The organism is Kitasatospora sp. NPDC093679 (assembly GCF_040683455.1).
In the GTDB taxonomy this organism is placed as follows: Bacteria; Actinomycetota; Actinomycetes; order Streptomycetales; family Streptomycetaceae; genus Kitasatospora; species Kitasatospora arboriphila.
Map to the genome: position 1 here is coordinate 1 of NZ_JBFBDW010000022.1, position 13,336 is coordinate 13,336.

General features: G+C 74.6%; 10 protein-coding genes. 5 read left to right on the top strand and 5 right to left on the bottom strand.

All coding sequences use genetic code 11. From position 1 onward, the window contains the following. Positions 1-543: 543 nt before the first annotated feature. Positions 544-993, top strand: a complete 450-nt coding sequence (locus AB0O09_RS19445) for a PTS glucose transporter subunit IIA (protein ID WP_344627375.1) — start codon at positions 544-546, stop codon at positions 991-993. A 35-nt stretch (positions 994-1,028) separates the two neighbouring features. Further along, complete coding sequence (gene ptsP / locus AB0O09_RS19450) at positions 1,029-2,699, top strand: phosphoenolpyruvate--protein phosphotransferase (RefSeq protein ID WP_363542867.1); 1,671 nt, start codon at positions 1,029-1,031, stop codon at positions 2,697-2,699. A 107-nt stretch (positions 2,700-2,806) separates the two neighbouring features. Here the strand turns inward: ptsP and AB0O09_RS19455 are convergent, their stop codons facing one another. The 5 genes from AB0O09_RS19455 to AB0O09_RS19475 form a co-directional block, all read right to left on the bottom strand. Further along, the gene (locus tag AB0O09_RS19455) at positions 2,807-4,825 is read right to left on the bottom strand and encodes an acetoacetate--CoA ligase (RefSeq protein WP_363542868.1); all 2,019 of its coding nucleotides are present in this window, start codon (positions 4,823-4,825) and stop codon (positions 2,807-2,809) included. A gap of 191 nt (positions 4,826-5,016) precedes the next feature. Continuing rightward, positions 5,017-6,894 carry an adenylosuccinate synthetase gene (locus tag AB0O09_RS19460; RefSeq protein WP_363542869.1) on the bottom strand — a complete coding sequence of 626 codons (1,878 nt, stop codon included), beginning with the start codon at positions 6,892-6,894 and terminating at the stop codon, positions 5,017-5,019. Positions 6,895-7,094: 200 nt separating this feature from the next. Then, positions 7,095-8,087 (bottom strand): hypothetical protein, encoded by a 993-nt coding sequence (locus tag AB0O09_RS19465; RefSeq protein ID WP_363542870.1) that lies wholly within the window; start codon positions 8,085-8,087, stop codon positions 7,095-7,097. A 10-nt stretch (positions 8,088-8,097) separates the two neighbouring features. Next, positions 8,098-9,177, bottom strand: coding sequence for a molecular chaperone DnaJ (locus AB0O09_RS19470; RefSeq protein WP_363542871.1), 1,080 nt, complete (start codon positions 9,175-9,177; stop codon positions 8,098-8,100). Next, complete coding sequence (locus AB0O09_RS19475; protein WP_363542872.1) at positions 9,174-10,055, bottom strand: NUDIX hydrolase; 882 nt, start codon at positions 10,053-10,055, stop codon at positions 9,174-9,176. The genes AB0O09_RS19470 and AB0O09_RS19475 overlap by 4 nt, the downstream gene beginning before the upstream one ends. Before the next feature lie 289 nt (positions 10,056-10,344). On the opposite strand from AB0O09_RS19475, the gene mmuM reads away from it, so the two are divergent. The 3 genes from mmuM (at position 10,345) to AB0O09_RS19490 (ending at position 13,326) form a co-directional block, all read left to right on the top strand. Next, positions 10,345-11,361: a homocysteine S-methyltransferase gene (gene mmuM / locus AB0O09_RS19480; protein WP_363542873.1), complete on the top strand. Its 1,017-nt coding sequence runs from the start codon at positions 10,345-10,347 to the stop codon at positions 11,359-11,361. A 119-nt stretch (positions 11,362-11,480) separates the two neighbouring features. Beyond that, a complete protein-coding gene (locus AB0O09_RS19485; protein WP_363542874.1) occupies positions 11,481-12,245 on the top strand; it encodes an IclR family transcriptional regulator in 765 nt (254 codons plus the stop codon). 361 nt (positions 12,246-12,606) lie between these two features. Further along, positions 12,607-13,326, top strand: coding sequence for an MIP/aquaporin family protein (locus AB0O09_RS19490; protein WP_363542875.1), 720 nt, complete (start codon positions 12,607-12,609; stop codon positions 13,324-13,326). Positions 13,327-13,336 lie beyond the last annotated feature (10 nt).

Genomic DNA, 13,336 nt, shown 5'->3' on the forward strand with positions numbered 1-13,336 from the left:
CGCTGTTGAGTTCTCAAGGAACGGACACTTCCTTCGGACCGCCTTCCAGCGGACCCTCCGGGCGTTTCGCTCTTTCGTGTTTCCAGCTTATCAGACCCGTTTGCCACCGTTTAACCGGCGCTTTACGTTCCCGACTTGCGGAGTTAACCATCGCCGCGCGGCGACCCGTGCAACGTTAGCCGGTCTCGACCCGAGCGCCAAATCGGGACGCGCCGCGGTCACCCGTACGGAGCACCCCTCTGGTGGGCGGTGGCTGCGGGCCGTCGGTGCGGGGCCATCGTCGACACTCCCGCGCATGCCGTAGAGTGCGGCGCATCGACGCAGAGGACTAGACCACTTGAGTCGACACAGGCGCTTCACTGCTGTGTCGACGGGCCGGTGGCGGACGGTTCCGTGCCGCTGGAGCAGGGGGGTTCCCCGCTCGGCGCACTCCGCCGTTACGTGCCGGTATGTCCGAAGTTGACATGATTTAGGCTTCAGCTGATGCCGATGCCGTTGCTCTGCGGCCGCACGCGCTGTACTCCGCACCTGGGAGGCTCCACCATGACCACTGTGACCTCACCGCTCGCCGGGCGGGCCGTCGGGCTGGCCAACGTGCCGGACCCCGTGTTCTCCGGCGCGATGGTCGGGCCCGGAACCGCCATCGACCCGGTGCGCGAGCCCACCGAGGCGGTGGCACCGGTCGACGGGCTCGTGGTGTCCATGCACCCGCACGCCTTCGTCGTCGTCGACGCCGACGGCCACGGCGTGCTCACCCACCTCGGCATCGACACCGTCCAGCTCAACGGCGAAGGCTTCGAGCTGCTCGTCGGCAAGGGCGACGAGGTCAAGCGGGGCCAGCCGGTGATCCGCTGGAACCCGGCGGCCGTCGAGGCCGCCGGCAAGTCGCCGATCTCTCCGATCGTCGCGCTGGAGGCCTCCGCTGAGGCGCTCGCGGACGTGGCCGAGAGCGGTGAGATCACCCCCGGCGGCGAACTCTTCACCTGGAACTGACCCCCGCGCTGGCCGGGTGAAAGGAATCCCTGAACGTGGAACCGATGCTTCGCGGTGTAGGAGTCAGTCACGGGGTCGCCATCGGCCCCGTGCGGCACATGGGAACCGCCGTGCTGGAACCCCCGGCGACGCAGATCCCCAGTGAGGACGCCCCGCGGGAGCAGGCGCGCGCCCAGGCCGCGGTGGACGCGGTCGCGGCCGACCTGATCGCGCGCGGCAACCTGGCCGGCGGCGAGGCGCAGGCCGTCCTCGAGGCGCAGGCGCTGATGGCGCAGGATCCGGAGCTGATGGCGGACGTCAGCCGGCGGATCGCGGTCGGCAGCAGTGCCGAGCGGGGCATCTACGACGCCTTCGCCGCGTACCGGGCGCTGCTCGCGGCGGCCGGCGACTACCTGGCCGGCCGGGTGGCGGACCTGGACGACGTGCGGAACCGGATCGTGGCGCGGCTGCTCGGCGTGCCGATGCCGGGCGTGCCGGACAGCGACGAGCCGTACGTGCTCTTCGCGCACGACCTCGCTCCGGCGGACACCGCGCTGCTGGACCCGACGCTGGTGCTCGGCTTCGTAACCGAGGAGGGCGGGCCGACCAGCCACAGCGCGATCCTGGCCCGGGCGCTGGGCGTGCCCGCCGTGGTGGCGCTGCCGGGCGCGACCGGGGTCGCCGAGGGTCTGGTCGTCGCGGTCGACGGCAGCAGCGGCGAGGTGCTGGTCGGCCCCTCGGTCGAGCGGCAGGAGGAACTGCGCCGGCTGGCGGCCGAGCGGAAGGCCGCACTGGCCGCGTCCTCCGGACCGGGCCGGACCTCGGACGGGCACCTGGTGCCGCTGCTGGCCAACATCGGCGGCCCGGCCGACCTGCCGGCGGCGCTGGAGGCCGAGGCGGAGGGCGTCGGCCTGTTCCGGACGGAATTCCTCTTCCTCGACGACTCGGCGAAGGCACCGAGCGAGGAGAAGCAGTTCGAGGCGTACCGGAAGGTGCTGGAGGCCTTCCCGGAGCGCCGGGTGGTCGTGCGGGTGCTGGACGCCGGGGCCGACAAGCCGCTGGACTTCCTGACGCCGGCCGACGAGCCGAACCCCGCGCTGGGTGTCCGCGGTCTGCGGACGCTGCTGGACCACCCCGAGGTGATGGCGGCGCAGCTGCGCGCGCTCGCCCGGGCGGCCGAGGGGCTGCCGGTGCACCTGGAGGTCATGGCGCCGATGGTGGCGGACCGGCAGGACGCGAAGGCGTTCGCGGACGCCTGCCGGGAGGCGGGGCTGACCGCGAAGTTCGGTGCGATGGTGGAGATCCCGTCGGCGGCGCTGCGGGCGCGGTCGATCCTGCAGGAGGTCGACTTCCTGTCGCTGGGGACGAACGACCTGGCACAGTACACCTTCGCGGCGGACCGGCAGGTCGGCGCGGTGGCACGGCTGCAGGACCCGTGGCAGCCGGCGCTGCTGGACCTGATCGCGCTGTCGGCCGAAGCCGCGCTTTCGACCGGGAAGAGCTGCAGCGTGTGCGGTGAGGCGGCGGCCGACCCGCTGCTCGCCTGTGTGCTCACCGGGCTCGGGGTGACGAGCCTGTCGATGGGTGCCTCGTCGATCCCGTACGTGCGGACGGCGTTGGCCAAGGTCACGCTGGCGCAGTGCCGGCGTGCCGCGGCGGCGGCGCGGGCTGCGGACACCGCGGCCGACGCGCGTGCCGCGGCGCACCAGGTGCTGACCGGCGAGTAGACGCCCCGGGGCAGGGCCGGGGCTCGCAGGGGCGCTTCCACCGTGGGGGTTGGAAGCGCCCCTGCTCGGCTGTCCGGGTCCGTCCGGCGGCCGTCGGCGGGTCGGGCTCAGCCGCGGCGCTCGGCGCCCAGGCGCTCGAAGAACCGGAGATGGTCGATGTTGTCGACCGAGCCCGGGTTGACCGCCTTCTCCAGCGGGGTGCCGGAGAGCAGCCGCTTCACGGGGACCTCGATGCGCTTGCCGGTGAGGGTGTGCGGGAGGCCGTTGACGGCGATGATCTCGTCCGGAACGTGGCGGGGCGAGAGCTGGGTGCGCAGTTCGGTGCGGACGCGGGCGCGCAGCGAGTCGTCGAGGTCCGCGCCGGGGGCGAGGACGACGAAGAGCGGCATCCAGTAGCCGCCGTCGGGCTCCTCGACGCCGATGACCAGGGACTCCGCGATCTCGGGGAGGCGTTCGACGACCTCGTAGATGTCGGAGGAGCCCATCCGGACGCCCTGGCGGTTGAGGGTGGAGTCGGAGCGGCCGTGGATGACGACGGTGCCGCGGGAGGTGACGGTGATCCAGTCGCCGTGCCGCCAGACGCCCGGGTACATGTCGAAGTAGCTGTCGCGGTAGCGGGTGCCGTCGGGGTCGTTCCAGAAGCCGATCGGCATGGAGGGCAGCGGCCCGGTGACGACGAGCTCGCCGACCTGGTCGGTGAGGGGGTGGCCCTGGACGTCCCAGGAGGCGACGGCGGCGCCGAGGCAGGGGGCCTGGATCTCGCCGAGGTGGACGGGGAGGGTGGGGACGCCGCCGACGAAGCAGCTGCAGACGTCGGTGCCGCCGCTGACGGAGGCGAGCCAGACGTCCTTCTTGACCTCGTCGTAGATCCACTGGAAGCCGTCGGGCGGCAGCGGGGAGCCGGTGGTGCCGAGGCAGCGGACGGCGGAGAGGTCGAGGTCGCGGCCGGGGTGGAGGTCGGCCTTGCGGCTGGCGATCACGTAGGCGGCGGAGGTGCCGAGGACGGTGGCGCGGGTGCGGGCGGCGACGGACCAGAGGGCGCCGGTGTCGGGGTGGCCGGGGCTGCCGTCGTAGGTGACGATCGTGGACCCGACGAGGAGGCCGGCGACGAGGAAGTTCCACATCATCCAGCCGGTGGACGTGTACCAGAGGAAGCGGTCGTCCGGGCCGAGGTCGAGGTGGAGCGCGGCCTGCTTGAGGTGCTCGACGAGGATGCCGCCCTGGCTCTGCACGATGGCCTTGGGCAGGCCGGTGGTGCCGGAGGAGTAGAGCACCCAGAGCGGGTGGTCGAAGGGGACGGGTTCGAAGACCGGCTCGTCGTCGCCGGCGACCAGCTCCGCCCAGTCGAGGGCGCCTTCGGGGGCGGGGGCGCCGAGCAGCGGGATGTGCACGACGGTGCGCAGCGTGGGGAGCTCGCGGCGGAGTTCGGCGACGACCTCGGTGCGGTCGTGGTCCTTGCCGCCGTAGTGGTAGCCGTCGATCGCGAAGAGGACGGTGGGCTCGATCTGCTGGAGGCGGTCGAGGACGCTGCGGGCGCCGAAGTCGGGGGCGCAGGACGTCCAGACGGCGCCGACGGCGGCGGTGGCGAGCAGGGCGACGATCGCCTGCGGGACGTTGGGCAGGTAGGCACCGACCCGGTCGCCGGGGCGGACGCCACGGGCGCGCAGCGCGGCGGCCAACGAGCCGACCTGACGGCGGAGCTCGGCCCAGGTGAGGGCGGCGGGCTGCTCGGTGGTCTCGTCGAGGTGGAGGATCGCGGGCTTGTCGGCCCGGTCGGCGTCCTCGGCGGCGCGCAGGGCGTGCTCGGCGTAGTTGAGGCGGGCGCCGGGGAACCAGCGGGCGCCGGGCATCGCCGGGTCGGCGAGGACGGCCTCGGGCGCGGTGGTGAAGCGGACGTCGAACCACTCGGTGACGGCCGTCCAGAAGCGCTCCAGGTCTTCGGTGGACCAGGCGTGCAGGGCGGCGTAGCGGGCGGCGGCCTGCTCGTCGTCGTCCGCGGGGGCGAGCGGGGCCGCCGGGGCGCCGTGGTGTTCGGCGGCCCAGGCCTGGAAGGCGACGATCTGCGCGGAGGCGGCGCGGGCCGGGTCGGGGCGCCAGAGCAGTCGGCCTTCGGGTGGGGTGCTCACGGTGGTGGTCTCCCGGGGTGGAGCGCCCCCGCCCGGGGGCCGGGGGCGGTGGGCGGGGCTGCTCGTGGCGGGCGCCGCCCGCGTGGTGGCTGACGAGCAGACCTTGCCATGTGATCGTCGGGTGCGCCAGGGGCCCCTTCCGGTGGCCGGGCGGGGCGCTGCGGCACCGCGCCGGTGGCGACCGCCGGTGGTCAGACCAGGTGGGCGTAGTCGCCGTTGAACCAGGCGTGGGCCACCCGGGTGTGGAAGGGGAAGGCCAGCCGGGACGGGGTGGGGAGGAACTGCCAGCCCTCGGTCTCGGAGGTGGGGACGGAGGGCGGGAGCTCGCCGAGCCGTCGGGCGGGCAGCATGCCGAACAGGCAGAGGAAGCCGCCGGCGGTGTCGGAGTCGGTGGCGACCAGGGTGACCCGGGCGTGGTCGGCCTCGATGCCGGTCTCTTCGCGGAGCTCGCGGACGCAGGCCTGTTGCCAGCTCTCGCCGTAGTCGATGTAGCCGCCGGGGAGGGCGAGCTCGCCGTAGCCCGGCTCGATGGTGCGGCGGATGACGACCAGGCCCTCGGCCTCGGGTGAGACGACGGGCAGGAGGGTGACGACCACGGGCAGCGGGTTGCGGTAGCTGATCTCGTTGCAGCCGGGGCACGTCCGGGGCCAGGCGGCGGTGCCGGGGCTGTAGGGGGTGCCGCACCAGTGGCAGTGCGAGCCGGGGCCGTAGGACTTCCGGTCGGCCTGGTCTGTGGTCATGGGGTGGATGGTACTGCGGTGGACGGCGGTTCGGCGGAGGTGTTTCTGACGGGACGTCGGGCCGTGGGACTCGAGGAGGACGGGGGTGCCGAGGCGGTCGGCGATCGCGTCGGACCAGTCCTGCGGGTCGGGGCCGGGGTCGGTGAGGGTTCCGGGGCGGGCGCGGAGGAGGGCCTCGGTGAGGCGGGCCTGGGCGTCGAGGTCGCCGGCCATGCCGGTGGTGACGGCGTGCAGGGGTGCGCCGTCCAGCTCGTAGCCGTCGCAGAGGCGCAGGTCGCGGTGGTGGGCGGGGGTGTCGAGGTGGGTGAGGGCGAGGGCGTCGGCGCCGCCGGTGGCGGCGAGGGCGTAGCGGTGGCCGGGGGTGTCGAAGTGGCCGGTGCGGAAGGCGCCCTGCCAGCGGCCGGTGGTGTTGTGGGGTTCGGGGAGGTCGAGGGCCTTGTCCTCGGTGGGGAGCGGGCCGGGGCCGTGGCGGGTGGTGTAGGTGCGTACGACGCCGAGCCGGAGGGCGGCGGGGGCGCCGGACTCGGCGAGCAGGGTCTCGGCGTTGGCGAAGGTGGTGGTGGACCAGGTGGTGTGGGGGTGGAAGCCGTGGTGCTCGTCGAGCAGGACGCCCTGGGCGCCCTCGAAGATCACCGGGCCGGTGCGCAGCAGGTGGGCGAGGTGGTCGCCGTCGGTGAGGCGGACCCGGGCGGCGAAGGCCGTGAAGGCCTCGGCGCAGTCGGCGGGCGGCGGGGCGGGGAGCTCGGCGGGGTCGAGGCCGAGCCGGTCGGCGAGGCGGTCGCGGAGCAGGGTGAGGAGGGTGAGCAGCCGGGTGGGGCGGGTGCAGTCGCCGGCGGTCGGGGCGTCCTCGGGGTGGTCCAGGGCGTAGCTCGCGGTCTCGCCGATGCCGAGGCCGCAGGAGCCGTGGCGGTCGGGGCCGCGGCGCTGTTCGCGGATGCGGTTGGCGGCGGCGTGGTACGGGGTGGTGAGCAGGGCGCGGCGGTCGACGGTGAGCAGGGCGAACGGGTCGGGGACGCCGAGGGCGGCCAGGTGGCGGGCCTCGGCGGCGAGGGCGAGCGGGTCGACCAGCATGAACCGGGAGAGGTGGGTGGGGACGCCGGCGAGGGTGCCCGAGCCGAACTGGGCGAAGGTGTGGTGGCGGCCGTCGTCGGTGACGACGTTGTGCGCGGCCTGGGCGCCGCCGTTGTGGCGGACGACGGCGCGGGCCGGGTGGGGGCTGTCGGGGCCGAGCGGGCCGCGGCATAGGTGGTCGACGATCGTGCCCTTGCCCGCGTCCCCGTAGCCGAGGTCGCAGACGATGACGTGTCCGTCGAATCGTGGGTCGGTCACGGCGGTGCCCGTTCTGTGCGGGGTACTGCGGCGGGTGGTGTCGCGGTGGGTGGGTGCTGCGGTGGGTGGGTGCTCCGGTGGGTGGGTGCTCCGGTGGGTGGGTGCTCCGGTGGGTGGGTGGGTGGTGGCGGGCAGCGCCCGACCCGCGCTGCGGCCGGCCGGGGTCGGGCAGGCCGCAGCGCGGGTGGGGCGGGCGGTGCTCAGAGGCGGGTGGTGCCGGCTGTCGAGCGGTCGTCGGGGGCGAGCAGGGAGGTGCCGGGGACGGCTGCCGCCCTGCTGTGGCGGGCGAGGGAGTCCAGGGCCTTGCCGACGCTGGCGACGGCGCCGGAGCCGATGTCGGCGAGGTCGTCTAGGCCCTCCTGGAGGTCGATGGCCTCCTCGCCGAGGCCGATGGTGAGGGCGATGGTCTCGCAGACGGCGTCGAGGTCGTCGAGCTCGATGACGTGCTGGCCGAGCAGCTTGCGCCAGGTGCCGAGGACCTCGGCGTTGCCCGCGTAGGCGGTGCCGGCCGGGAGGATGAAGTAGACGTGGTAGAGCTGCCGGAGCTCGGCCAGGATCGCGGTGACCGGGATGTCCTCGGGGATGTCCTCGCCGAGGACGGCCCGGACCTCGCGGGCCTTGACCTTGCCGTAGGGCAGTTCGTCGCCGATGAGGAAGAGGTAGCCCTTGCGGCCGCGGCGCTCGACGCAGTCGAGTGCGGTGTGGCGGGCCATGGCGTACATGGCGAGCTCGTAGGACTCGGTCATCTGCCCGCCGCCACCGCCCTCCAGCAGGATGTTGCCGAGGTTGTCGTCCATCCGGTTGTCGGACTCGAACTGGCCGAGCTGGAGCGGGACGCGGTCGCAGGTGGCATCGCCGACGGCGCCGAAGAGGATCTGCGGGTCCTCGGTGTACCCCTTGCGCAGCAGCAGGCCGAAGAGCTCGGGGAGCTTGGTCTGCAGGGTGCGCGGGACGGTCTGCATGGAGCCGGTGACGTCGAAGAGGACGGCGATCGCCAGCGAGGCGGGGTGCTCGTCGGAGTCCCTGCTCTCGCGGACGGTGAGGGCGTGCGGGTCGAGGCTGGGGTGTGCCTTCCAGCCGGAGCGGGCGCCGCGGGTGGTGGCGTCGCTGTAGGCGAAGGCGCTGGCGCCGGTGCCGGCACGGTAGTGCGCGGCGGCGTCGTAGACGTCGGTGGACCAGGTGCCGCTGCCCATCGGGGCCTCCTCAGGCGGTGGGTGGCAGGTGGAACGGCCGGAAGGTGCGCGGGCCGTAGAGGGTGTGGAGCAGTTCGTCGAGCTCGGCGAGGAGCTTCCAGGCGTCGTGCGGTCGGCGGGGCTCGGCGGGCAGGGTGCAGCCGGCGACGAAGGCGCGGAGCTGCCGCGGTGCCCGGTCGCCCATGAGCAGCTGGATGCAGCGGGTGGCGAGGTGGATGTCGGTGGCCTCGGTGACAGCCTGTCGGGCGGGGACCTCCGGTGGGTAGAGCGCGCGGTGGCGCTCGACCAGAGCGGGTGCGGGGGCGGGCGCGCCGGTGCCCGCGTAGCACCAGTCGACGAGGACGAGGCCGTGGTCGGCGGGGTGCACGAGGACGTGTTCGGGGAGGACCGCGCCGTGCCGGACGCCGGCGCGGTGGGCGTAGCCGAGCGCGACGAGCAGGCGGCGCCAGATCCAGGCGGCGTCCCGCGGGTCGAGGCCGTCGGGGTGGGCCGCGAGGACGTCGGTGAGCGGGCGCAGGCCCTCGCGGCGGACGAGGGCGTTGACCTGGCGCGGGGCGTCGGCCGGGTCGGCGGTGTCCTGGTGGCGGAAGGTCTCCAGCAGGGTGGGGGCGTAGGCGTGGAAGCGGCGGTCGCCGTGGCGGGCGAGCCGGGTGAGGGCGGTGGCCTCGCGTTCGAGGAGGTCGCTGTCGAGGGCGCTGCGGGGGATCTTGAGCAGCACCTCGGTGCCGGACCCGGTGGTGGCGGCGCGCAGGACGGCGATGTCGCCGGTCGCCGCGACCGGACCGAGCCGGTACGTGTGCCGGCCGGTGCGCAGCTCGGCGGTGGTGTCGCCGGCGGGCCCCCGGTGCTGCTCCCAGAGCCGGCCGAGGACGAGGAAGGCGGCGGCGGCTCGGGGGCGGTCGGCGGTGGGTGCGGTGTCGGGGTGGAGGAGGCGGGCGAGGCGGCGGTAGCGCCGGGCCGCCTCGGCCGGGTCGTCGGGGAACAGCTCCGCCGGGCCGGTGGCGGCGAGGACGGCGGCGGCCGCGTCCGCGAAGGTGCGCGGTGCGGGGCCGGGCCCGGCGGGCGGACGGGCGGTGCGCGGGACCGTCATCGGATGTCGTCCTCGTGGGCGGGGCGCAGCAGCGGCGGGTGGAGGAGGCGGGCGTCGCCGGCGTGGTAGGTGCGGGCGCGCGGGCCGCCGCGGGTGCCGCCGCGTTCGGTGGTGGTGCCGGTGGACTCGACGAAGCCGGGCACGGAGAGCACCTTGCGGTGGAAGTTGCCGGCGTGCAGCCGCTCGCCCCAGACGGCCTCGTAGACGGCGCGCAGCTCGGGGATGGTGAAGTCGTGCCGGAGGAAGGCGGTGGCGAGCGGGCTGTACTCGATCTTGGCCCGGGCCCGGTCCAGGCCGTCCGCGAGGATCACGGCGTGGTCGAAGGCGAGCCGGGTGCCGGACCGGCCGCCGACGCCACCCCCGTGGGTGTCGGCGGCCGGCCCGGCGGTTCGGGAGGCGGTCAGGTCGAGTGCGGAGACCGGGTGCCAGGCGGCGGCCGCGGCGTCGGTGCCGGCTTGCGGATCGGGCAGGTCGGGGGCGAAGGCGAGGTAGGCGACGGAGACCACGTGCATGCGCGGGTCACGGTCGGGGGCACCGTAGCTGCCGAGCTGCTCCAGGTGGATGCGGCTCAGGGCGGCGGCGGCCTCCAGGGTGCCCTGCAGGCCGGTCTCCTCGGCGAGCTCGCGGACGGCGGCGCCGGGGAGGTCCTCCTCTCCCGCGCGGAGGAAGCCGCCGGGCAGCGCCCAGCAGCCCTGGTAGGGCGGCTCGCCGCGCTCGACCAGCAGGACGTGCAGCTCGTCGGCGCGCAGCGTCAGGGCGACCACGTCGACGGTGACGGCGACGGGGGTGTAGGCGCGCGGGTCGTAGGCCGCGAGCCAGGCATGCTCGCCGCCGCCCGCGGTCTCGCCCGGGGCCCCGGTGTCGCTGTCGCCTGCCATGACTGTGCCTGCCTTCGGTGGGAGCTGCGGTGCGCCCGTCGGACCGTCCGGCGGCCGAGCGACGCCCGGGGAGTCGTTCTCCAAGTGAGAACAACGTAGCGCAGCGGGCCGACGGCCGCCAGCCGATTTCGATCACTCGTACGGGTGGTTCGCCCCGGCGGCCGCCCGTACGGCCGGGTCGCGGGCCGATCCGCGCCCCCGGCCTCCGCAGCGGCCGCGGCCGCTCTACAGTTCAGGCATCCGCGCCGGCCCCGCAGCAGGAGTCGGCCCGCGCCGCAGGAGGTGTCCCGTGCCCGCCGCTCCCCCGCCCGCCGCGCCGGGCGCCCGTCCGGGTTTCGCCGCCGCCCTGGCGGCTGGCCCGCTGGTCCTGGACGGCGGACTGTCCAACCAGTTGGCCGACGCCGGGCACGACCTCTCGGACGCCCTCTGGTCGGCCCGGCTGCTGGCGGACGCACCGGAGGCGGTGACGGCGGCGCACCTGGGGTACTTCCGGGCCGGGGCCCAGGTCGCGATCACCGCCAGCTACCAGGCCTCGTTCGAGGGGTTCGCACGCCGCGGGACGGGTCGGGCCGAGGCGGAACGGCTGCTCGCGCTGAGCGTGCGCCTGGCCCGGGAGGCCGCACGGCAGGCCGAGGCGGAGCGGGCGGAGGCAGCGCGGGCAGCGGCCGGGCGGGCGGGGCGGGCGGTGCCGACGCGGCCGGGCGCGGTCGCCGCCGGTCCGCTGTTCGTCGCGGCGTCGGTGGGCCCGTACGGCGCGGTGCTGGCCGACGGGTCGGAGTACCGCGGCCGGTACGGGCTGGGCGTGGCGGAGCTGGAGCGCTTCCACCGGCCGCGGCTGGAGGTGCTGGCGGCGGCGGGCCCGGACGTGCTGGCGTTGGAGACCGTCCCGGACATGGTCGAGGCGGAGGCGCTGCTGCGGGCGGTCGACGGGCTGGGGGTGCCGGTGTGGCTGTCGTTCAGCGCGGAGGGCGGCCTGACCCGGGCGGGGCAGCCGCTGGAGGACGCGCTGGGGATGGCCGCGGGGGTGGACGCCGTGGTGGCGGTCGGGGTGAACTGCTGCAGCCCGGCGGACGCCGACCGGGCGGTGCCGGTGGCCGCGCGGGCGGCGGGCCTGCCGGTGGTGGTGTACCCCAACAGCGGTGAGGCATGGGACGCCGCGGCCCGGGACTGGCGGGGCGGCCCGACGTTCCGTCCGGAGCGGGTGACGGGCTGGCTGGCGGACGGGGCGCGGCTGGTCGGCGGCTGCTGCCGGGTCGGCGAGCGGGAGATCGCGGGGCTCGCGCGCGCGGTGCGCGGTGCGGGGTGAACGGGTCCGCGCGGGGTGCGGAGTGATCGGAAAGGTGCGCGTCCGGCCGTCGGCCTGGCAGACTCGTGCCGTCAACACTTCGGTCGACAATGTCGACCGCCTGTCAGGGGAGGTAGCCAATGCCCGGCCCGATCCAGTCGCTCTCCCGGGCCGCCGCGATCATGCGCCTGCTGGCCGGCGGTGAGCGCAGGCTCGGGCTCTCCGAGGTCGCGACCGCGCTCGACCTGGCCAAGGGCACGGCCCACGGCATCCTGCGCACGCTGCAGCAGGAGGGCTTCGTCGAGCAGGACCCGGAGAGCGGGAAGTACCAGCTCGGGGCGGAGCTGCTGCGGCTCGGCCAGAGCTACCTCGACGTGCACGAGCTGCGGGCGCGCGCCCTGGTGTGGGCGGACGACCTGGCCCGGGCCAGCGGCGAGACGGTCTACCTGGGCGTGCTGCACCAGCAGGGCGTGCTGATCGTGCACCACGTCTTCCGCCCGGACGACACCCGGCAGGTGCTGGAGGTCGGCTCGATGCAGCCGCTGCACTCCACCGCGCTGGGCAAGGTGCTGCTGGCCTACGACCCGGTCGCCCGCGGGCAACTGGGCGACGGGCCTTACGAGTCCTACACGCTGCGCACACTGACCGATCCGGCGGACGTGGACGCGGAGTGCGCGCTGATCCGCGAGCGGGGCTGGGCCGACTCGATCGAGGAGACCTGGGAGGGGGTGGCGTCGATCGGTGCGCTGATCCAGGACCGGCGGCGCAACCCGGTCGGCGCGGTCTGCGTGAGCGGACCGGTGGAGACGGTGACGGAGGACGGCTTCGTGAAGCCGTCGCTGGTCGCCTCGGTGCGCAGCGCGGCCCGGGCGATCTCCCGGGACCTGGGCGCCGGACGGTTCTGAACCCCTTCCGGGGCCCGGGGCCACGGAGGACGCACGCGCGGGGCGCGGACGGGCGAGCAGCCCGTCCGCGCCCCTTTCGCATGTACACGGGCCACCGGGTGGCGCCCGGAGGCCCGGTTCGCCCGTTCCGTGGACGGCCCGGGCCCGTTCGGCGCGTCCCTGCGCCCCCGTCCGTCACAGGTGCGTAACCCTGCCTTGACGTGGAGGGTGGCTGCGGTGGAAGCTTCCGCATGTCGGTCGACATTGTCGAACGACGGCCGGGAAGATCCGCTCCCACTGCGCTCACCCGCACCGGATCGACCCGGCACACCTGCCCCCACCCGCACACGCACGTCCGGGCCATCAGGACAAGGGAGTCTCTGTGTCCGCTTTCTCCAACGGCGACATCTTCGTCGGCGAAACCCTCGGCACCGCCGCTCTGATACTCCTCGGCGGCGGCGTCTGCGCCGCGGTCACGCTCAAGAAGTCGAAGGCGATCAACGCCGGCTGGCTCGCCATCACCTTCGGCTGGGGATTCGCCGTCCTCATCGCCGCCTACATGTCGGCCCCCAAGTCCGGCGCCCACCTCAACCCGGCGGTCACCCTGGCCATCGCCGCCGACACCGGCGACTGGAGCAAGGTCCCGCTCTACATCGGCTCCCAGATGCTCGGCGCGTTCATCGGCGCCGTCCTGGTGTGGGGCACCTACCTCGGCCAGTTCCAGGCCAACGAGGAGCCCACCCTCGGCATCTTCTCGACCGGTCCCGAGATCCGGAACCCGATCCAGAACATGCTCACCGAGATCATCGGCACCTTCGTGCTCTGCCTCGCGATCCTCACCCAGGGCCTGAACAAGGGCCTCGGCCTCTCCGGCACCGGCATCCTGATCGTCGCGCTCACCGTGGTCGGCATCGGCCTGTCGCTCGGCGGCCCGACCGGCTACGCGATCAACCCGGCCCGCGACCTCGGCCCGCGCGTCGCCCACGCCCTGCTGCCGATCCCCAACAAGGGCAGCTCGGACTGGTCGTACGCGTGGATCCCGGTGGCCGGCCCGGCCATCGGCGGCCTGCTGGCCGGCGGTTTCTACCACATCGTCTTCTGAGCCCGACCGG